General features: G+C 65.5%; 12 protein-coding genes. 9 read left to right on the top strand and 3 right to left on the bottom strand.

Annotated features, from left to right (window positions below; genetic code table 11):
* Positions 1 to 16 precede the first annotated feature (16 nt).
* From M1B35_RS15415 to M1B35_RS15405, 3 genes are all read right to left on the bottom strand, one after another.
* On the bottom strand, positions 17 to 2092 hold the full coding sequence (locus M1B35_RS15415) for a TonB-dependent receptor (RefSeq protein ID WP_268262418.1): 2076 nt from the start codon (positions 2090 to 2092) through the stop codon (positions 17 to 19).
* Between the two features lie 199 nt (positions 2093 to 2291).
* Positions 2292 to 2825 carry a DUF3087 family protein gene (locus M1B35_RS15410; protein ID WP_268262513.1) on the bottom strand — a complete coding sequence of 178 codons (534 nt, stop codon included), beginning with the start codon at positions 2823 to 2825 and terminating at the stop codon, positions 2292 to 2294.
* A gap of 79 nt (positions 2826 to 2904) precedes the next feature.
* On the bottom strand, positions 2905 to 3099 hold the full coding sequence (locus tag M1B35_RS15405; RefSeq protein ID WP_123335171.1) for a hypothetical protein: 195 nt from the start codon (positions 3097 to 3099) through the stop codon (positions 2905 to 2907).
* A gap of 300 nt (positions 3100 to 3399) precedes the next feature.
* Between M1B35_RS15405 and M1B35_RS15400 the strand changes: the two genes are divergently transcribed.
* The 9 genes from M1B35_RS15400 (at position 3400) to M1B35_RS15360 (ending at position 21484) form a co-directional block, all read left to right on the top strand.
* Positions 3400 to 12102 (top strand): glycoside hydrolase family 94 protein, encoded by an 8703-nt coding sequence (locus tag M1B35_RS15400; protein WP_268262417.1) that lies wholly within the window; start codon positions 3400 to 3402, stop codon positions 12100 to 12102.
* A 77-nt stretch (positions 12103 to 12179) separates the two neighbouring features.
* The gene (locus M1B35_RS15395; RefSeq protein ID WP_123335167.1) at positions 12180 to 12911 is read left to right on the top strand and encodes a Crp/Fnr family transcriptional regulator; all 732 of its coding nucleotides are present in this window, start codon (positions 12180 to 12182) and stop codon (positions 12909 to 12911) included.
* Positions 12912 to 13011: 100 nt separating this feature from the next.
* Positions 13012 to 13722, top strand: a complete 711-nt coding sequence (locus M1B35_RS15390) for a Crp/Fnr family transcriptional regulator (protein ID WP_268262416.1) — start codon at positions 13012 to 13014, stop codon at positions 13720 to 13722.
* A gap of 202 nt (positions 13723 to 13924) precedes the next feature.
* Positions 13925 to 14353, top strand: a complete 429-nt coding sequence (locus tag M1B35_RS15385; RefSeq protein WP_259740434.1) for a hypothetical protein — start codon at positions 13925 to 13927, stop codon at positions 14351 to 14353.
* Positions 14350 to 15837: an ATPase domain-containing protein gene (locus tag M1B35_RS15380; RefSeq protein WP_268262415.1), complete on the top strand. Its 1488-nt coding sequence runs from the start codon at positions 14350 to 14352 to the stop codon at positions 15835 to 15837. The genes M1B35_RS15385 and M1B35_RS15380 overlap by 4 nt, the downstream gene beginning before the upstream one ends.
* Positions 15838 to 15846: 9 nt before the next feature.
* Positions 15847 to 17454 carry a diguanylate cyclase domain-containing protein gene (locus M1B35_RS15375; protein ID WP_268262414.1) on the top strand — a complete coding sequence of 536 codons (1608 nt, stop codon included), beginning with the start codon at positions 15847 to 15849 and terminating at the stop codon, positions 17452 to 17454.
* A gap of 230 nt (positions 17455 to 17684) precedes the next feature.
* Positions 17685 to 20195, top strand: a complete 2511-nt coding sequence (locus tag M1B35_RS15370) for a sensor domain-containing protein (protein ID WP_268262512.1) — start codon at positions 17685 to 17687, stop codon at positions 20193 to 20195.
* 198 nt (positions 20196 to 20393) lie between these two features.
* The gene (locus M1B35_RS15365; protein ID WP_123335160.1) at positions 20394 to 20999 is read left to right on the top strand and encodes an SCO family protein; all 606 of its coding nucleotides are present in this window, start codon (positions 20394 to 20396) and stop codon (positions 20997 to 20999) included.
* Positions 20999 to 21484 (top strand): copper chaperone PCu(A)C, encoded by a 486-nt coding sequence (locus tag M1B35_RS15360; RefSeq protein WP_123335158.1) that lies wholly within the window; start codon positions 20999 to 21001, stop codon positions 21482 to 21484. The genes M1B35_RS15365 and M1B35_RS15360 overlap by 1 nt, the downstream gene beginning before the upstream one ends.
* Positions 21485 to 21502: the final 18 nt, after the last annotated feature.

The raw sequence follows: 21502 nt of genomic DNA, 5'->3' as shown, positions 1-21502 counted from the left end.
GTCGCCCATATGCGCCTTAGAGGTCGTAACGCAACGCCATGCCGAAGGTTCGCGGCGCGCCGACATCAATGATGTCGTCGTCGCGGTCGGCGTCATCACGGTTGTTGGTGACGTATTGCCTGTTGAAGGCATTTTTCACGTACGCCGAGACCGCAATGTTGCGGGTGACTTTGTACTCGCCATTGAAGTTGACCAGCACGTAGTCATCGCTCTTGCGCACACCGCTGACGTTGCCCGTCGAGTCGAAATCGTATTGCGACGGGCTGCGGTCCTGGTAGGTAACGTCGGTGTTGAGGCTCAGGCCATTGTCGAAGCGATAGGTGCCCCCCACCGACAGCTTGTACTTGGGCGCGTAGAGGAAAGACTGGCCGCTCATGTCCTGACCGTTGCCGGTGACGAAGTCCTTGTACTTGCCATCGGTATAGGCCGCACTGGCGGTAAGGGTCAGCTGCTGGCTGAGGTCTTTTTCAATGAAGACTTCCAGGCCCTTGATGTCGCTACTGCCAGCGTTGAACACGTGGACGAAGTTGCTGGTGCTGTCGAGCACGCTGACCTGTTGGTCTTTCCAGTCGGTGTAATAGAGGTTGGCCCGGGCCCGCAGGCTCTTGTCGAACCAGGCACCGCGATAGGACAGCTCGTAGTTAGTGGTGTATTCCGGATCGTAGGCTTCGTGCCCGCCCCCAGCTCGGACGTTGACGCCTCCGCCACGATAGCCTTTCTGCACCATGAAGCCGACGAACTGGTCTGTGGCCAATTCATGGTCGATGCCGATTTTCGGCAAAAACGCGTTGAAGGATTTGTTGACCTGGCCAGGGCTGGAGAAATCGTCCTGGTCGACGTCGGTGTCGTTCTGCTCGTGGTCCAGGCGCAGGCCGGTGATCAGGGTCCAGCTCGGGGCGAAGGTCCAGTTGAGTTCGCCGAACAGCGCCTGGTTTTCAATCTGTGTGTCGCCACGGGTGGCGCCGAACAACTGGCTATTGACCAGCAAGCGGTCGTGGAACTCATTGCGGGTGCGGCCGTAATAGGCACCGACAAAACCCCGCAGGCTGTCGCCCTGGTAACCCAGGCGCAGCTCCTGGCTGAACAGCTCGCCGTCCTGCCTGCGCAGCACCACCTGGTTGGCGTCGGCGCTCTGGTCGAAGTCCAGCCGGGCGCTGTAGTCGGTGCGGGTATTGGCGGTGAGGCTGGTCAGGGTCCAGGCGTCGTTCAGGCGGTAGTCCACCTTGGCGCTGACGGTGTCCTGCTTGAGGCTGTCATACACCTCAGTGTCGGAGGCGATCTTGTAGTAGCGCACCTTGCCATTGCTGCGCAGGATCGAGTTGTCGCCCTGGCGGTGCTCGCCGTGGGCGTAGGTCAGCAGCACATCCACATCATCATTGGGCAGGATCAGCAACTTGCCCCGGGCGTTACTGGTGCGACGCGGGTTAGCGTCGTCGTCCCGGGTGATGTTGCGAATGTAGCCATCGCCTTCCTGATAGTCCACGGCGATACGCCCGGCAATCTTGTCGTCCACCAAGGCACCGCCACCGGCCACGGCCGTGCCGCGTTCACCGTAGTTGCCGACGTTGGTCTGGGCTGAAAAGGACGGTTCGAATGTGGGGTTCTTGGTCTGGATGACCACGGCCCCGGCCAGTGAGTTGCGGCCCTGGGTGGTGGACTGCGGGCCGAGGAACACCTCGACTTGCTCCACGTCCCAGAGTGGCGTCGGGCTCAGGGTCAGGGCTCGGTTGGGCTGCTGGGCACCGTCGATAAACACCGAGACTGCGCCATTGAGGGTGGCCGGGCCCTGGTCGTCGAAGCCGGACACCGGCACTCCACGAATGCCCCAGTTTTCGTTGCCGGCCTGGGTGTAGACACCCGGCGTGCGGGCAAACACATCCACCAGGCTTTGGTCCGCGTGCTCACGCAGCTCTTCGTCGGTCACCACCACCACGCTGGACTGGGTCTGCTCCAGGGTGCGGTTCATTTTCTCGCCGGTCACCGTCACCGGTGCAATCTCCAGCGGCTCTGGCGCAGGCGCGGCCCAGGCGCTGTTACCCAGGCACAGAGCCGACCCCGCAGCCCAGGCCAATGTGTGCTTCTTGATACCCATGATTCGCTCCACCCACGTCGTTTTTTATGTTTTTGACGGTCGGCCGATGGCGGTTAGCCCCAGCGCTGGCGGAGTCTATAGGATTAATCTTGAAAATTGAATGATATTGATAATCCATCTCATTCATGTTTTTTTCAGCTTGATGTATCTACTTCGACACAACTCACAAACAAGGGATCAATGGAACAGCACACTGGCTTCAACGCGCCGCCGGAATACGTTTCACCGCTTCCAGCCATTGCGGGTCGAGGCGCGGTTGATCGCTGTCGATGCCCAGGGTTTCCAGGCGTTGGCGATGGGCATCGATGGCGCGCTGTTCCTGGCTGAGGGCGCTGGTGTTGGCGTCCAGTTGGTGCATCTGGCTCAGGCCCTGGTGATAGAAGCGCAACAGCTTCAGCGCCTCTGGGTTGTCAGCGCTGACCCCGGCTTCGACCTGGTGCATGACGTTGGTCACGCGCATCAGGTTGCGCTTGAGCCGCCAGCCATAGACCGCCGCAGCCATCCAGGGTTGGCTCCAGAACACTTGGCGCACCAGCAGGGCACTGAGCAAAAAGCCCACCGCCACGCCCGCGATGTTCAGGCGCAGGTTGTCGCCGCCCGGGGTGCCCCAGGTGTACACCGCCAAGCTAGACAGGAGCATGGCCAGGCTGAGGAAAATCAGGGCGATGATCAAGGTGCTGTGACGGGTCTGGCGGCGATACAGGACGGGGTCGAAGGCGTGGATTTCGAACATGGCGTTGGTGGACTCGGCGGTGAAAATGACCGGTATTATCACCGCACTCGGCCGTACCCAGGCAGATTAAATGCCCGCCTCAGTTACGGCTCACCGGCTGGTTGAGAAAGCGGTTCCAGTCTTCATAGGCCACGTGCTGGCGCTGGCTGGCGAGGTCCCACTGCGCGCCAGTGGTCTGCCGGCAGGAGACCAGTTTCATCATTTCGCTGGTGGCCGCGTCCAGTTCGATCAACAACTGATGGGATTGGAACCTGAAGTCGTCGAGATCCAACATGTGTAGGTTCGCCTGTGATTGGGCCCGACAACGCATTCCACGCCGCCATACGCCCAGCAAAAGGTCGACAACCGCAAAGGACGAATGATTTTAACCAGCCGATGAGCGGTCAACCCCCACGAACAACGCGGCTATGTTCGTCAGCGCACAGACAGCCCCTCACGCATTGACCAGACTCGAACCCTGAGAAGTTGCGTCTTGCATGGCCCTCGCGACCCCCGGTCGGAGCGCCGGCCCTGCCCCATTTCCTGCCCGCCCGTGGCCATCGGCCCGTGCCGGGCACGCCCTGCCAAGGAACACATGGACAGTCATTGGACCCACGCACTCTTTCGGTTCTGGCGTCTGCCTGCCGCTTACTACCGCCAATGGCATGATGCCCGGCGCACGTTCACCCACGAGCCCCTGCTGCGCTCGGAACTGTTCAACGCCGAACAGATGGCCCGCCACGGCACCCTGCTGGCCCAGCAACACCGCCTCAGCCAAGACAACCACAACGACGGGCTGCTGGCGCGCCTGGCCGACAACGCTGCAACCCTGGCCAGCAGTTGCAAGGCCCTGAGCAGCGCACCGCTGTCCACCCGACGCAGCACCCCGGCCGCCGAATGGCTGCTGGACAACTTCTACCTGGTGGAAGAACAGATCCGCACCACCCAGAGCCACCTGCCCCGTGGCTACAGCCGGCAACTGCCGCGCCTGGCCGAAGGCGCCTCGGCGGGCCAGCCACGGGTCTACGACATCGCCCTGGAAACCATCTCCCATGGCGACGGACGCATCGACGCCGACAGCCTGAGCCGCTTTGTCGAGTGCTATCAGAGCGTGATGCCGCTCAAGCTCGGTGAGCTGTGGGCCATTCCGATCATGCTGCGCCTGGCGCTGATCGAGAACCTGCGCCGCGTGGCCTCGCGGGTCATGGCCAACTGGGACGAACGCAACCTGGCCAACGACTGGGCCGACCGCCTGATCGAGACCGCCGAGCAGGACGCCAAGAGCGTGGTGCTGACCGTGGCTGACCTGGCCCGCTCCGAACCGCCGATGACCGCCTCTTTCGTCGCCGAAATGGCCCGCCGCCTGCAAGGGCAGAACGCCGCCCTGGTGCTGCCCCTGGCCTGGATCGAACAGTTGCTGGGGGAGTCGGGGCTGAACATCGAACGCCTGGTGCAACTCGATGCCCAGCAACAGGCCGCGGACCAGGTTTCCATCAGCAACAGCATCGCCAGCCTGCGCCTGCTGTCGTCGACCAACTGGCGCGACTTCGTCGAGCGCCTGAGCCACGTCGAACAGGCCCTGCGCAGCGACCCGGCAGCGGTCTACCCGCGCATGGACTTCGCCACCCGCGACCACTATCGGCATGTACTCGAACGTCTGGCCCGGCGCTGCCCGCAGAGCGAGGACCAAGTGGCCCTGGCCGCCATTGACCTGGCCCGCCAGGGCGCGCCCGACTCGGCCGAGGCCGAGGTCGCCCGGCATGTCGGCTACTACCTGGTGGGCCCCGGCCGCACGCAACTGGAACAGCGACTGGGGGCCAAGGTGCCCATCGGTACACGCTGGCAACGCCTGCTGGTGCGCGCGCCCCTGAGCTTCTTCCTGGCCCCGGTGCTGGTGCTCTCGACGCTGCTGGCCTGGACCTTTCTCCAGGCCATCCACGACGAGGGCCAACCCTATTGGGTGCTGGCATTGCTGGGGGTGCCGACCCTGCTGATGAGCAGCCGCCTGGCCATCGGCCTGATCAACTGGCTGGTGACCCTGACCGTGGCGCCGTGCATCCTGCCGCGCCTGGATTACAGCGAAGGCATCCCGGCCGACGCCCGGACCCTGGTGGTGGTGCCGACCCTGTTCGCCAATGCCGCAGACGTCGAAGAACTGGTGGAAGGCCTGGAAGTGCGCTTTCTGGCCAACCGTGATGCGCACCTGCATTTCGCCCTGCTCAGCGACTTCATGGACGCCGCCAGCGAAACCCTGGCCGAAGACGCCGCGCTGCTCGGCCTGGCCCGGCAACTGATCGAGGCCCTGAACCGCAAGTACCCCGACACCGGCGCCGAGCGTTTCTTCCTGCTGCACCGGCCACGGCGCTGGAACGCCGCCGAAGGCTGCTGGATGGGTTACGAGCGCAAGCGCGGCAAACTTGCCGAACTCAACGCCTTGCTGCGGGGCCAGGGCCGCGAGCGCTTCTGCCTGATCGTCGGCGCCTTCGAGGCCCTGCCGCCGATCCGCTACGTGATCACCCTGGACACCGACACCCAACTGCCCCGGGATGTGGCGCAGCAATGCGTCGGCGCCATGGACCACCCCCTCAACCACCCGCGACTGGACCCGCGCAGCGGGCAGATCAGTGCCGGCTACGCCATTCTCCAGCCACGGGTCGGCATCAGCCTGCCCAGCAGTGCACGCTCGGCCTATGCCCGGCTGTTCGGCAGCGAGGCCGGGGTCGACCCCTACACCCGGGCCGTCTCCGACGTGTACCAGGACTTGTTCGAACACGGCTCCTTTATCGGCAAGGGCATCTATGCCGTGGACGCCTTCGAGCACGCGCTCAAGGACTGCTTCCCGGACAACCGGGTGCTCAGCCACGACCTGATCGAGGGCTGCTACGCCCGCTCCGGGCTGCTCAGCGATGTGCAACTGTTCGAGGAATACCCGTCGCGCTACAGCGCCGACGTCAAGCGCCGCCATCGCTGGATCCGCGGTGACTGGCAACTGCTGCCCTGGCTGCTGCCGTGGGCCTGGGCGCGCAAAGGGGTGACGCGCAATCGCCTGAGCGCCCTGGCACGCTGGAAGATTGCCGACAACCTGCGCCGCAGCCTGGAGCCGGCGGCCTTCCTGACCATGCTGTTGTGGGGCTGGCTGGGCACCAACCAGCCCCTGTCCTGGACCTTCGCCGTGCTGTTGCTGGTACTGATCCAGCCGCTGTCCAGCGCCCTCCAGGAGCTGATGCAGAAAACCGTCGACGTGCCCCTCGAACAGCACTTGGGTGCGGCCTTCCAGGCCTGCGCCCAACAGTTCACCCGGGCCCTGCTGCCCCTGGTCTGGCTGCCCTATGAAACCTGGTACAGCCTCGACGCCATTGGCCGCACCCTGTGGCGCATGCTGTTCAGCAAGCGCCGCCTGTTGCAGTGGCAGCCCTCGCGGGAAGTGGAGCGCAGCCAGGGCAACCCCCTGGCCGAGCTGTACCGCAGCCAGTGGATTGCCCCAGCCCTGGGCCTGGTGCTGCTGGCACTGTTGCTGCCCACCCCCGACGTGCTGCTGGCAGCCGGGCCCTTTATCCTGCTGTGGCTGGCCGGCCCGGCGATCGCCTGGTGGCTGAGCCGACCTTCGTCCCAGGCTGCGTTCCACCCGTCCAGCGACGAACTGCGCTTTCTCCACCGCCTGGCGCGGCGCACCTGGGCCTTCTTCGACCAGTACGTCGGCCCGGCGGACCACTGGCTGGCCCCGGACAATATCCAGGAACAGCCTCAGGCGGTGGTCGCCCACCGCACCTCGCCGACCAACCTGGGCATGGCCCTGCTGTCGCACCTGGCAGCCCACGACTTTGGCTACCTGAGCAGCAGCCGCCTGCTGCACCGCCTGGACCAGTCCCTGGCGAGCATGGCCTTGCTTGAGCGTTATCGCGGGCACTTCTACAACTGGTACGACACCCAGACCCTCAAGCCCCTGCCACCGCTGTACGTATCCACCGTGGACAGCGGCAACCTGGCCGGGTTACTGCTGACCCTGCGCCCCGGCCTGCTGGCCCTGGCCGACCAACCCTTGCCCGCGGCGCGCCTGGTCACCGGGCTGGCGGACACCCTGGAAGTGTTCCACGAAACCCTGCGCGATGCCGGCCTGACGCCGCACGCCACCGAAGCCCTGATTCAGCAGGCACGCAGCGTGGCGACCCTGGCCGAGGGTGCCGAGGCCGGGTTGCAAGCCCTGCTTGGGCAGATCGAGCGCACCGACTTCCCCACCACCACCGCCCTCGACGAGCCGGACTTCTGGCAACAGGCATTGCTGGCCCAGGTCACGGACATCCGTGAAGAACAGCAACGCTTTGCCCTGCCGCCCCTGCTCGATGGCAGCCCCGCTCCGGTCTTGAGCTGGCGGCAACTGGCCCAGCTGCAACCCGAACACTGGGCCCCGGCCCTGCAGCCTCAGGTGCTGGCGGTGCGCGAGCTGGCCAGCGAGCGCCTAGCAGTTGTCGCTCGCCTGGCCGAACAGGTGCAGCGCATGGCCGAGATGGACTTCGGCTTCCTCTACGACGTCCGGCGCAACCTGTTCGTGATCGGCTACAACGCCGACGAACGCAAGCTCGACGCCGGCTACTACGACCTGCTGGCCTCGGAAGTGCGCCTGACCAACTTTGTGGTCATCGCCCAGGGCCAACTGCCCCAGGAAGGCTGGTTCTCCCTCGGCCGTCTGCTCACCAGCCATGGCGGCCAGCCGGTGCTGCTGTCCTGGTCCGGCTCGATGTTCGAATACCTGATGCCGATGCTGGTGATGCCCAACTACCCCGGTACCCTGCTGGACCAGACCTGCCGCGCCGCCGTGACCCTGCAGATCGAGCACGGCCAGCAACTGGGCATTCCCTGGGGCGTGTCCGAGTCGGGCTACAACACCCTGGACGCCCACTTCAATTACCAATACCGGGCCTTCGGCGTACCGGGCCTGGGCCTCAAGCGCGGCCTGGGTGAAGACAGCGTGGTGGCGCCCTACGCCAGTGTGCTGGCGCTGATGATCGCGCCCCAGGCCGCCTGCCAGAACCTGCAACGCCTCAGCGAACTGGGCCTGGGCGGACGTTTCGGCCTTTACGAAGCCGTGGACTACACCCCGGCGCGCCTGCCCCGAGGCCAGAACTACGCGGTGGTCAAACAGTTCATGGCCCACCACCAGGGCATGAGCCTGCTGGCCCTGGCCTGGCGCCTGCTGGATCAGCCCATGCAACGCCGCTTCGAGTCCGACCCGCAGTTCCAGGCCACCGCCCTGCTGTTGCAGGAGCGGGTGCCGAAGACCGCCGCCCAGTACCTGCACGCCTCCAGCGCCCCGGCCGCCGACGAAGCGGCGCGCGGGCACGAAACCAAGCTGCGGGTGTTCGCCGACCCGGACCGCAAGCGCCCCGCCGTGCAACTGCTGTCCAACGGCCGTTACCACGTCATGGTCAGCAGCGCCGGCGGCGGCTACAGCCGTTGCCAGGAACTGGCGGTGACCCGTTGGCACGAAGACAGCACCTGCGATAACTGGGGCCAGTTCTGCTACCTGCGGGACGTCGCCAGCGGCGCTTTCTGGTCCGCCGCACACCAACCCACACTGGGTCGCCCGGAAAGCTTCGAGGCAATTTTCACCGACGCCCGGGCCGAATTCCGGGTCCGCGAACGGGACTTCGACAGCCACTGTGAAATTGTCGTGTCCCCTGAGGACGACATCGAACTGCGGCGCCTGCACATCACCAACCGCGGCCGCAGCCGACGCAGCATCGAGGTCACCAGCTACGCCGAAGTGGTGCTGGCCAGCGCCCTCAGCGACGCCATGCACCCGGCCTTCAGCAACCTGTTCGTGGAGACCGAACTGCTGCCGACCCTGCAAGCCATCGTCTGCACCCGCCGACCCCGGGCCAGCCACGAACAGGCGCCGTGGATGTGCCACCTGCTGGCCGCCCACGGGGTGGACATCGACAGCATTTCCTATGAAACCGACCGTGCGCGCTTTATCGGCCGCAGCCGCAGTGTGATCGCCCCGGCCGCCCTGGACCGCGACACCGACACCCTGTCCGGCAGCGCCGGGCCGGTGCTCGACCCGATCGTGGCGATCCGCTGCCGCATCAGCCTGGACGCTGGGCAAACCGCGACCATCGACTTTGTCACCGGGGTCGCCAGCCACCGCGACGGCTGCCTGCAACTGATCCACAAATACCGCGACCGGCACCTGGCGGACCGGGTCTTCGACCTGGCCTGGACCCACGGCCAAGTGCTGTTGCGCCAACTCAACGCTTCCCTGGCCGAAGCCCGGCTGTTCGAACAGATGGCCGCCTCGATCCTCTACGCCAACGTCAGCCTGCGCGCCGACGGCAGCCTGCTGCTGAGCAACCGGCGCAGCCAGTCGGGGCTCTGGGGCCAGGGCATTTCCGGCGACTTGCCGATTGTGCTGTTGCAGGTCGGCGACCTGGGCAACATCGAACTGGTGCAACAGATGGTCAAGGCCCACGCCTACTGGCGACAAAAGGGCCTGGCGGTGGACCTGGTGATCTGGAACGAAGACCAGGCCGGTTATCGCCAGCAATTGCAGGACCTGATCATGGGCCTGGTGACGTCAGGCAGCGAAGCCAGCCTGATCGATCGCCCTGGCGGGATCTTTGTGCGCCCGGCCCAGCAACTGTCCAGCGAAGACCGCACGCTGATGCTGGCGGTGGCGCGTCTGGTGATCAACGACGGCCGTGGCAGCCTCGCCGAGCAAGTGCAACGGCGCCGCGCCGACCCGCTGCTGGCGCGCTTGGAGCCCAATCTGGAACGACGCGAGCCAGCGCCACGGCTGGCCGCCATCGCCCGCCCCGCGACGCTGATACTCAACACCCCGTTCGGCGGTTTCAGCCCCGACGGCCGGGAGTATGTGATGCTCCTGCAACCCGGGCAACCGACCCCGGCGCCCTGGGTCAACGTCCTGGCCAATCGGCAGTTCGGCACGGTGCTCTCGGAAAGCGGCGGCGCCTACACCTGGAGCGAGAACGCCCACGAGTTTCGCCTGACCCCATGGCACAACGACCCCATCAGCGATCCCAGCGGCGAAGCCCTGTACCTGCGCGATGAAGACACCGGGCACTTCTGGTCGCCGACCCCGTTGCCCTGCCCCGGCAGCGGCAGCTATCGCACCCGTCACGGCTTCGGCTACAGCGTCTTCGAGCACGAGGAAGACGGCATTTATTCCGAACTCTGGGTGTACGTGGCGCTGGACGCGCCGATCAAGTTCTCGCGCCTGCTGATCCGCAACACCAGCCCGCGCACCCGGCGCCTGTCCGCCACCAGTTATGTGGAATGGGTGCTGGGCGACCTGCGCAGCAAATCGGCGATGCACGTGGTCACCGAAAGCGACCCGTTCAGCGGCGCGCTGTTTGCCCGCAATGCCTTCTCCATCGAGTTTTCCGGGCGCGTGGGTTTTCTCGACACCGACGCCACGGGCCGCAGCTTCAGCGGCGACCGCACCGAATTCATCGGCCGCAACGGCAGCCTGGCCAACCCGGCCGCCATGGGCCGGGCCCGCTTGTCCGGGCGCTCCGGCGGCGGCTTCGACCCCTGTGCGGCGATGCAGGTCAGCCTGGAACTGGGCGAAGGTGAAAGCCAGGAAATCATCTTCCGCCTCGGCGCCGAGCAGGACGCCAAGGCCGCCACCCGCCTGGTGCAGAAATACCGTGGCAGCCGTCCGGCAGCCGCCGAACTGGACGCCGTGCGCCTGCATTGGCGGACCCTGCTCGAAGTGGTCCAGGTCAAGACCCCGGACCCGGCCATCGACGTACTGCTCAACGGCTGGCTGATGTACCAGGTGATCGCGTGCCGCTTCCTGGCTCGCAGCGGTTACTACCAGTCCGGCGGCGCCATCGGCTTTCGCGATCAGTTGCAGGACAGCATGGCCATGCTCCACGCCGACCCGGCGGCAGCGCGCCGCCACCTGCTGCTCTGCGCCGCCCACCAATACCCCGAAGGCGACGTGCAGCACTGGTGGCACCCGCCCCAGGATCGCGGGGTGCGCACCGGCTGCTCCGACGACTTCCTCTGGCTGCCCCTGGCCACCAGCCGTTACGTGCAAGTCACCGGCGACCGCAGCGTGCTCAACGAGCCGGTGGGCTTTGTCGAGGGTCGGGCCCTGAACGTCGGCGAAGAGTCCTACTACGACCTGCCGGGCCACAGCAGCCAACAGGAAAGCCTCTACCAGCATTGCCAGCGCGCCATCGAGCACAGCCTGGCGCGGGGCACTCGCGGCTTGCCGCTGATGGGCACCGGCGACTGGAACGACGGCATGAACCGGGTCGGCGAACAGGGCCTGGGAGAAAGCGTCTGGCTGGGGTTCTTCGCCTATGAAGTGCTGCAGCAATTTGCCGTCACCGCCCGAGGGCACTCCGACCCGGCCTTCGCCCAACGCTGCGAGGACCAGGCCGCCGCCTTGCAACCCAACCTGGAAACCCACGGCTGGGACGGCGCCTGGTACCGCCGCGCGTACTTCGACAACGGCCAGGTGCTGGGCTCGGCGGCCAACCAGGAATGCCGCATCGACTCCATCGCCCAGAGCTGGTCGGTGCTCTCCGGCGCCGCCAGCGACGCACGTCAGCGCCAGGCCATGAAGGCCCTGGACCAGCACTTGGTGCGGCGTGAGGCCGGCGTGGTGCTGCTGCTCGACCCGCCCTTCGACCAGGGCCAACTGGACCCGGGCTACATCAAGGGTTACGTGCCCGGGGTCCGGGAGAACGGCGGCCAATACACCCATGCCGCGATCTGGGCCTGCATGGCCTTTGCCCGTCTGGGCGACAGCGCCCGGGCCTGGGAACTGCTGCGCATGATCAACCCGGTGAACCGGCGCAGCGCCGAAGAATTGGCGGTGTACAAGGTCGAGCCCTACGTGATGGCCGCCGACGTCTACGGCGTGGCGCCCCACACTGGGCGCGGCGGCTGGACCTGGTACACCGGCTCGGCGGGCTGGATGTACCGGCTGCTGCTCGAGTCCCTGCTGGGCCTGGTGCGCCAGGGCGACAGCCTGCGCATCGAGCCACTGCTGCCGCCCCACTGGCCGGGCTTCAGCCTGGACTACTGGTTCGGCGCCACCCGCTACCACATTGAGGTGCACCAGAGCCCCGGGGCGGTGCACAGCATCCGCCACAACGGCGTCCTGCTGGCTGAGCCCCTGCTGACCCTGCGTGACGATGGTCAGGAACAACAGGTGCTGGTGACCTGCGCGCCGGCACCCGACACCCAACCCGCCCCCCTGTCCGACATAACGCCCGACGGCAGTGGCGCCCCCCGGGTCAGCCCCGACGTGGAGGCCAAATCATAACCGACATGAGCACGCCACGACGGCTTCTGGACTACCCTGAACCCTCTGGAAACCCTTCTCCTACGGTGGCTTTAGATATGTTGCAAGCACACAAGCCACGTCAGAACCACTTGCTCGACGCACTCCCGGAGCCGGTGAAGCAGCGCCTGCTGCCAGACCTGGAACTCATCACCCTGAGCCTGGGCCAGGTGCTGTTCGAGTCCGGCGACATTCCACGCCACGTCTACTTTCCCACCGACGCCATCGTCTCTCTGCTGTACGTGATGGAGAACGGCGCCTCGGCGGAAATTGCCGTGGTCGGCAACGAGGGCCTGGTAGGCGTCGCGGTGTTCATGGGCGGCGAAAGTACCCTCAGCCGGGCCATCGTGCAGAGCGCCGGGCACGCCTTTCGCCTGCCGGGGCCACGGCTCAAGGAAGAGTTCAACCGCCACGGCGAAATGCTCCTGCTGATGCTGCGCTACACCCAGTCGCTGCTGACCCAGATGGCCCAGACGGCGGTATGCAACCGCCATCACTCCATTGAGCAGCAGCTGTGCCGCTGGCTGCTGCTGTCCCTGGACCGACTGCCGGGCAACCAGTTGCTGATGACCCAGGAACTGATCGCCAACATGCTCGGTGTCCGCCGCGAAGGGGTGACCGAAGCGGCAGGCAAGCTCCAGCGCCTGGGGGTGATCGAGTACAGCCGCGGCCACATCCGGGTACTCGACCGCGCCCACCTGCAGCGCCTGAGCTGTGAATGCTACGCCGTGGTGCACAACGAAACTGCGCGCCTGCTGCCCTACTTGCCCGCGCCCCGCGCCGACGACTGAGCCCCGACAGGCACTGTGTGCCGCAGCGCACAGACCGCGCTGCGGTTCCTGCGCACACTGCCCGCAACCCATCACGCTGTCCCCGCCTCAGGACACTCCCATGCTCAGGGTCATGCCCCCACGTCACGCCGACAATCTGCTGATCCAGGGCCTGCCCGACGCAGAGAGGCAGTGGCTGCTGGAACGCTGCGAGTCGGTGGAGCTGCCCCTTGGCCAGGTGCTGTGGGAACCGCGCCAACCTCTGCAGCACCTGTATTTCCCGCAGACCGCATGCATTGCCTTGCGGGTCACCCTGAACCATCACCCCCCTCTGGAAATGGGCCTGTTGGGCAATGAAGGCATGCTCGGCGCCACCCTGGCCCTGGGCCTGGACACCGCGCCGCTGCGGGCCGTGGTCCAGGGCGCCGGCAGCAGCCTGCGTGTAGCCCCCACGCAACTGCACGACGCACCGGGCGAGCACCCGACGTTTCAGCAGGCTCTGCACCAGCAGGTCTATCGGCTTCTGGAGCAGCTGTCGCAAACCGCCGCCTGCATCCACTTTCACCCCATCGAACCGCGCCTGGCCCTGTGGTTGCTGATGATTCACGACCGGGCCCACGCCGATCATTTCCAGATGACCCATGAATGCCTGGCCAAGATGCTCGGTGTGCGACGCAGCGGCGTGACCGTGGCCGCCGGCGCCCTGCAGCAGCGCCGACTGATCCGCTACAGCCGCGGCCAGATCAGCATCCTCGACCGCCCGGGGCTGGAAGCCGCCTGCTGCGAATGCTATGCCGCCCTCAACCCGCCTCGCCTCCAGGCCCGGGCCTGAACCGAGTACGCGGCCAATGTGCGCTAACAGACAGACACAGGCTGACTACCGCGCCAGACTGGTCAATCTGAACGCCCGTTGGCCGGCGAATCGGCGCAGGCGCAACCGGGCAACGATCGCCGCCGGTTGAAACACTTCAACAAGCCGGGCCGATCAGGCGTACTGTCCACCCCCTCATCGCAATAATTAGTGACCACAGCTCATGGAAAGCGAAGAGAACCCAAGGATTACCGAGGCGCTGACACGCCGCGCCGGCCGTGATCCGACAGCTGCGCAGATCGCCAGCGCAACCGTGGCGACCCTGCAAGACCTGGACGCTGCGCTCACCCCGGTCATCGGCCAGCGCGGGGTCGCGGCCCTGTATCGGCGCAGCCTGCACCTGTGCGCAACGTCCTGCGAGGACCTCAGCGGGGTCCACGAGAGCGTGCAGAGCAGCATGGACCTGGCCGCCTTTGAGCGGCTCCTCGCCCAGCACAGCAGCACCTACGCCTTCAGCGTCGGTGTCACGCTCCTGACCACGTTCAACGAGTTGCTCGCCACCTTGGTCGGCCCCTCGCTCACCGAACGTCTGCTTCGTTCCGTGTGGGAAAAATCTTTCAGCGGTACGCCCGCGCAGGACATTTCGCCATGAGCAGCAAAGTCACAATCAACCGTCTGGCCACTGGGGTGCCCGGGCTGGACCAGATACTGGGCGGCGGACTGCCAGAGTTTTCCTTCAACCTGATCGCGGGCCCGCCGGGCTGCGGCAAGACCACCCTGGCCCACCAGATGATGTTCGCCCTGGCCACGCCCGAGCGGCCGGCGCTGTACTTCACGGTGCTCGGCGAGCCGCCGTTGAAAATGCTGCGTTACCAGCAGCAGTTCGACTTCTTCAACAGCGAGTCGATCAACCAGTCGGTGCGCTACATCAACCTGGTAGACGACACCCTGGCCGGTGACCTGGACGAGGTGCTACGACGCATTGTCGCCGAGGTCGAGAGCCATGGTCCGGCCCTGGTGTTCGTCGATTCCTTCCGTTCGGTGGTGCTGGCCAGCCGTACCCAGGACAACCCCAACAACAACTTGCCGCAGTTCGTCCAGCAACTGGGCATGTTGATGACCACTTGGCACGCCACCACCTTTCTGATCGGCGAGTACTTCACCGAAACCGACACCAACCCGATCTTCACCGTGGCCGACGGCCTGATCTGGCTGCGCCAGAGCGTCCAGCGCAACTCCATGGTGCGCAAGATGGAAATCATGAAAATGCGCGGCCAGCCCACACTGCCGGGGCTGCACAGTTTTCGCATCAGCAACGCCGGGCTGAAGGTCTTCTCTCCCTGCTCGCACCTTGATCCGCCGGCCCCGGCAGTGCCCGAGGCCGAGCGCTCGCGCCTGTCCATGGGCATCGCCGAACTGGACGCAATGCTCGGGGGCGGCCTGCCCAAGGGTTATTCGCTGTTGGTGGCCGGGCCGTCGGGCTCGGGCAAGAGCCTGATGGCCGCGGCGTTCCTGGCAGAAGGCGCGCGCGTGGGCGAAACCGGGGTGATCGCGGTGTTCGAGCAGCGCCCCAACCGCAACCACAACCCGCAGTTGGTGCAGTTGATCGACAGCGACCAGGTGGGCCTGGTGGACAGCCGCGCGCCGGACCTGTCGATCGAGGAAATCGTCCACCTGCTGTTGGATGAAATCCATCGGCTCAAAGCCACCCGGGTGGTCATCGACTCGCTGTCGGGCTTCGAACTGGCCCTGGCGCCGACCTTTCGCGAGGACTTTCGCGAGTCCCTGTCGCGCCTGGTCACCGCCCTGACCCAAACCGGGGTCAGCGTGCTGATGACCTCGGAGCTGGAGGACCGCTACACCGACCTGCGCTTCAGCCCCTATGGCACGGCCTTCATGACCGACGCCATCATCGTCCAGCGCTACATCGAGGTGGACAGCCGCCTGCTGCGGATCATGGCGGTGGTCAAGGTGCGGGCCAGCCCCCACTCCGACCAGCTGCGCCTGTATGACATCAACGCCGAGGGCATCCGCATCGGCCAGATGCTGCCGGACCGCGAAGGCCTGCTGGGCGGCCGACCTGCAGCCAAACTCGCCGCGCCGCGCCCCACGGCGGCCGACCACGACGGTGGATAAGCCATGACCATGAAGGACGCACCTGGCACCCAGCAACAGGCTCTGGCCGTTGCCCGGGAAGAACTGGCCCTGCTGGATCAGCAGGCCATGGAGCTGCGGGCCACCCTGACCCATCTGCAGGCCCAGGTGCGACACACACAAAATCATTTGCGCGAGCTGGACCCGGCCAATGAGTTGCTGGAGGCCAACGAGGCGCTGGTGATGCGCCTGCTGCACGCCCAGGATGAAGCCGCCAGCGCCACCCGAGCGCTGAACGAGATCGCCCAGTCGATAGGCATCGACGAACTGACCAACCTGCCCAACCGTGGGCAACTGCTCAAGCGCATCGAACACACCATTGCCCATGCCGTGCGCCTGGGGGATGGCTTTGCCGTGCTGTTTCTGGACCTGAACAATTTCAAGAGCATCAATGACAACCTCGGCCACCGGGTTGGCGACGCCGCCCTCAAGCAAGTAGCGCAATGCCTCAAGGCTTCGGTGCGCGAGACCGATACCGTCAGCCGCTATGGCGGTGACGAGTTCCTGGTGCTGCTCAACAACATCTGCAGCAAAGCCGATGTGATCACCGTGGTTGAAAAGATCATCGACGCCCTCAACGTCACTCGGCACATCCATGAACACCCCCTGAGCCTCAAGGTCAGCATCGGCATCTGCCGCTTTCCCGAGGACGGCGAAAACCCGCAACTGCTGATCGACCAGGCCGACGCGGCCATGTACCGGGCCAAGCGCCACGGCGCCGGCGGTTTTCAGTTCCACGACGACCCGCAGCACCATGACCACGACATCTGTGGCCAGCCACCCCGAGTGCTGGTGGTGCCCGCCCCCCACGCGCAGCAACAAGCGCACCTGGATCACCTGCGCGAGGCCAACGAGCAATTGGTGCTGGCGGCCCTGGGCGCCCAGCAATTGCAATCCGGGGCGGAACTGGCGCTCCAGCAACAGCAGGACCTGCTGGCCAAGGTCGCTCACGAACTGCGCAACCCACTGACGCCCCTGAGCATGTCCGCCGATCTGCTGTTGCGCATGAAGAGTGACGAGCTGCCACGGATCCAGGCGATCATCGAGCGCCAGGTCAAGCACATGTCGCGGCTGGTGGAAGACCTGCTGGACGTGTCCCGGGTCAATGCCGGCAAGTTGCGCCTGGACCGCCAGCCCCTGGACTTGGCGGACATTCTCCAAGAAGCCCTGGACACCTGCCGGGCAGAGATCGACCTGCGCCAGCAGCAAATGACGGTGCACATCCCCCAACAGCCACTGGCCCTATACGGCGACTCCCTGCGCCTGGCACAGATCTTTTGCAACCTGCTGGGCAATGCGGTCAAGTACACCCCGAGCGAGGGCCAGATCACCCTGGACGTGAAGGTTTTGGCACAGTGGGTGCAGGTCACCATCAGCGACAGCGGCATTGGCATCTCGCCGACGATGCTGCCGTTTATTTTCGAGCCCTATGTGCAGGACGCCCACGCCATGAGTTTTGACGGCAACGGCCTGGGCATTGGCCTCACGGTGGTGCGAGAACTGGTGCTGGCCCATGACGGCGATGTCATGGCCCACAGCGACGGCCTGGGCCTGGGCAGCCAGTTTGTGATCCGCCTGCCGCTGCTGCCCGCCCCTTAGCCAAGTCACCCACTCTACCCCCTCTGCCACCTGTCGGCCGATACCCGTCTATGCTGCGCGCGGGTCCTGATTGAGTCGGGCGGATGTACGGCCGCGACCCAAAATCAGTACCAAGGAACTATTGTCTGGAAAAATAACCTTTGCTATTGAGTCGGGCGTTTTCGCTTGGCCCCTGTTCAGCGATCCACTTTGCCCTGCTTATTGGCTTCGGCCAGCCCGTGTTGAGAGACCTGTCGATGATAGAAAGCCCCGATGTGATGTACCGCCTGCTGGTCCAGAGCGTGATCGACTATGCGATCTACATGCTCACGCCCGACGGTATCGTCAGCAATTGGAACGCCGGGGCCCAACGGGCCAAGGGCTACCGTGCGGAAGAGATCGTCGGCGAACATTTCTCGCGTTTCTACAGTGCCGCAGAACAGTCCGCCGGGCTGCCGCAGAAAGGCTTGGAAATCGCTCGCGCAACCGGTCGCTATGAAGCCGAAGGCTGGCGCCTGCGCAAGGACGGCACATCGTTCTGGGCCCACGTGGTGATCGATGCGGTGCACGACGATGACGGCCAGTTGATCGGCTTTGCCAAGGTCACCCGCGACTGCACCGAGCAGCGCCGGCTGCTCCTGGAACAACGGGAACAGGAGCGGCACTTCCGCCTGCTGGTGCAGGGGGTCAAGGACTACGCGATCTACATGCTCGACCCCCAGGGCCACGTGGTGAACTGGAACGCCGGTGCCGAACGGGCCAAGGGCTACCGCGCCGAGGAAGTGGTGGGCGAGCATTTCTCACTGTTCTACACCCCCGAGGATCGCCTCGCCGGCCTGCCCCACCAGTGCCTGGAAACCGCCCGCCGCGAGGGCCGCTTCGAAGCCCAGGGCATTCGCCTGCGCAAGGACGGCACGCCGTTCTGGACCAGCGTGGTGATCGAGGCGATCAAGGATGAAGACGGCCAGTTGATCGGCTTCGCCAAGATCACCCGCGACATCACCGAACGCCGCCAGTACGAAAACGATCTGTTGCAGGCCAAGGAACTGGCGGAGCGCCAGAGCGAGAAAATGGCCTCACTGTCGCTGTTCCTCGACTCGGTGATTTCCAATATTCCCTCCAGCGTCATCGTCCAGGACGTGGGCTCGCGGCAGATCCTCCTGGCCAACCCCCAGGCCGAACGCCTGTTCGGCGGCGAGCGCCGGCAGATGGTCGGGCGCAGTGTGCGCGAATGCCTGACCCCGGTGATGGCCGAGCATGTGGAACAATTGACCCAACACTGCGTGGAGCATGACGGCCTGCACCTGAGCCAGCAGCGCCTCGACACCGCCCTTGGCCCCCGGACCCTGCGCACCCGCAGCCTGCTGGGGCAAAGCCCGGAAGCCAGTGGCCGCTATGTGCTGCAGATCGCCGAGGACGTCACCGATGAAATCGCCGCCCACGCGCAGATTCATCACATGGCCCACCACGACGAACTCACCGGCCTGCCCAACCGCACCCTGTTCCACAGCCGCCTGGAACAGGCCCTGCAAGAAGACCACGAGAGCGAACGGCTGACCGCCGCACTGTGCCTGGACCTGGATAACTTCAAGAACATCAACGACGCCCTCGGCCACGCCTTTGGCGATCGCTTGCTGCGGGCCCTGGGCCAGCGCCTGCGCGGCGCCCTGCGCGACCAGGACACCCTGGCGCGGCTGGGCGGCGACGAGTTCGCGATTGTCTTGCCCAACCTGGCCAACGCCAGCGATGCCCAGGCCACCGCCCAGCGCCTGATCGACGTGGTGGCCCCGGCCTTCATGATCGACGGCCAGAGTTTCTGCGTCGGCCTCAGCGTCGGCATCGCCCTGGCCCCCAGCGATCACAGCAGCGCGGCGCAGTTGCTGCGTTACGCCGACATGGCCCTGTACCAGGCCAAGCGCAACGGGCGTAACCGCTACGAACACTTCCATGCCGAACTGGACGAGGCGGCGCGCCGCCGCCGGGTCATGGAGACCGAGCTGCGCACAGCCCTACACCTGGGCCAGCTGCAACTCTATTACCAACCCATCGTCGACAAACAGACCCAGCAGATTTCCGGCTACGAGGCCTTGATGCGCTGGGAACACCCGAGCAATGGCCTGATCCTGCCCATGGACTTCATTCCCATTGCCGAGGACACCGGGCTGATCCACGAGGTCGGCGCCCGCGCCCTGAACCTGGCGTGCCAGGAGGCCGCGCGCTGGCCGGAAGGGCAATCGGTGGCGGTCAACCTGTCACCGGTGCAGTTCAAGAACAGCGAACTGGTGAACGTGGTGGCCCTGGCCCTGGCCGATTCCGGGCTCGCGCCGTCGCGCCTGGAGCTGGAGATCACCGAGTCGGTGCTGCTGGAAAACAGCGAGGGCAATGTGCGCACCTTGCGCGCCCTGAAAGCGATGGGGGTGTGCATCGCCCTCGACGATTTCGGTACCGGCTATTCCTCCCTGGGTTACCTGCGCTCGTTCCCGTTCGACCGGATCAAGATCGACAAATCCTTTGTCCACGACATGGGCGAAAGCCGCGAAGCCTTGTCGATCGTTCGCGCCATCACCGGCATGAGCAGCAGCCTGCTGATCAAGACCACCGCCGAGGGCGTGGAGACCCGCGAACAGTTGGAACAACTCAGCGCCGAGGGCTGCTCGCACTTCCAGGGCTACCTGTTCGGCCGGCCGGTGCCGGCCAGCGAACGTTGCCGGCAGCACCAGCACTGGCTGAGCGGCAATATGTCGCACAAGGACGACGACTGACCCGACCGGGGCCCGCCGTTGTGGGGATCACCCGCAAGGCCACGCTGGCCGAACCCGGGGCGCGGTGCACGCCGCACTCGGGTCCGATCGTCGAAAGTGCAAGCCTCAGCCACCGCACGCTTGGTAACATGCGCCGCTTCCAAGGCCTGACTCGCCGCCGCCACGCGGCCCCTCAGGCGCCTCACAGGACGCTAATCCATGAGTGTGTTATTCACCCGCCGCCAGGTTATCGGCGGCATGAGCCTGCTCAGCCTGGGCCTGCTCGCCGGTTGCGACAGCAGCAATAAGTTGAACTTCAAGTACGGCAAGGATCTGAGCGACAAGATCATGGGCCGGACCTTCAAGCTGACCAACTCCCAGGGCGAGCCCCGCCTGCTCAGCAGCTATCGCGGCCTGATGCCGATGGTGTTCTTCGGCTTCACCCAGTGCCCGGCCGTGTGCCCCACCGCCCTGGCCCGCGCCGTGCAAATCAAGAAACTCATGGGCCGCGACGGCGACCGCTTGCAGGTGGTGTTCATCACCCTGGACCCGGAACGCGACACCCCGGAAGTGCTCGACGCCTACGTCAAAGCCTTCGACCCGAGCTTCGAGGCCCTGTACGGCACCCTGGAACAAACCGCCGCCACCGCCAAGGAATTCGGCGTGTTCTACGAAAAGATCCCCAGCGGTTCGACCTACACCCTGTCCCACACCGCCACCAGCTATGTCTTCGATTCCCGGGGCGAGCTGCGCCTGGGCCTGTCGGCGTCCCTTAACGCTCAAGAGTGCGCAGAAGACCTGCTCACCGTCATGGAGGTTTGCTAATGCCTGTCACTGTTAAACGCCTCAAACAACTGGCCTTGGGCCTGTCCCTACTAGGCTTGGCGGCCCATGCTTCGGCCCAGACCCTGGTCAGCGATGCGTGGGTCCGCGCCACCGTGCCCGGCCAGCAAGCCAGCGGCGCCTTCATGACCCTCACCGCCGACAGCGACAGCCAACTGCTCAGCGTGCAATCGCCGGTGGCCAAGACCGTGCAGATCCATGAGTCGAGCATGAAGAACGATGTGATGAGCATGCAGCCGGTCGCCGCCGTGGCCCTGCCCGCCGGCAAGGCCGTGACCCTGGAACCCCACGGTTACCACGTGATGCTGATCGACCTGAACGCGCAGATTAAGGAAGGCGACCAGGTGCCGCTGACCCTGACCGTGGAAAACGCCAAGGGCGAGAAACAGTCGATCCAGGTCCAGGCCCCGGCCCGCGCCCTGACCATGCCCGACCACAGCCAGATGCACGATCACAGCAAGATGTAATGCCCGCCGCCCCGGTGG

Source organism: Pseudomonas morbosilactucae (assembly GCF_023241665.1).
Taxonomy (GTDB): domain Bacteria; phylum Pseudomonadota; class Gammaproteobacteria; order Pseudomonadales; family Pseudomonadaceae; genus Aquipseudomonas; species Aquipseudomonas morbosilactucae.
This window is presented reverse-complemented; position numbering and strand designations above follow the sequence as displayed.

Coding starts and splice junctions, on each gene's coding strand:
- M1B35_RS15385 (WP_259740434.1), top strand. CDS start 13,925: ATGGAAAGCGAAGAGAACCCAAGGATTACCGAGGCGCTGACACGCCGC.
- M1B35_RS15360 (WP_123335158.1), top strand. CDS start 20,999: ATGCCTGTCACTGTTAAACGCCTCAAACAACTGGCCTTGGGCCTGTCC.
- M1B35_RS15380 (WP_268262415.1), top strand. CDS start 14,350: ATGAGCAGCAAAGTCACAATCAACCGTCTGGCCACTGGGGTGCCCGGG.
- M1B35_RS15415 (WP_268262418.1), bottom strand. CDS start 2,092: ATGGGTATCAAGAAGCACACATTGGCCTGGGCTGCGGGGTCGGCTCTG.
- M1B35_RS15405 (WP_123335171.1), bottom strand. CDS start 3,099: ATGTTGGATCTCGACGACTTCAGGTTCCAATCCCATCAGTTGTTGATC.
- M1B35_RS15410 (WP_268262513.1), bottom strand. CDS start 2,825: ATGTTCGAAATCCACGCCTTCGACCCCGTCCTGTATCGCCGCCAGACC.
- M1B35_RS15365 (WP_123335160.1), top strand. CDS start 20,394: ATGAGTGTGTTATTCACCCGCCGCCAGGTTATCGGCGGCATGAGCCTG.
- M1B35_RS15395 (WP_123335167.1), top strand. CDS start 12,180: ATGTTGCAAGCACACAAGCCACGTCAGAACCACTTGCTCGACGCACTC.
- M1B35_RS15375 (WP_268262414.1), top strand. CDS start 15,847: ATGAAGGACGCACCTGGCACCCAGCAACAGGCTCTGGCCGTTGCCCGG.
- M1B35_RS15390 (WP_268262416.1), top strand. CDS start 13,012: ATGCTCAGGGTCATGCCCCCACGTCACGCCGACAATCTGCTGATCCAG.
- M1B35_RS15400 (WP_268262417.1), top strand. CDS start 3,400: ATGGACAGTCATTGGACCCACGCACTCTTTCGGTTCTGGCGTCTGCCT.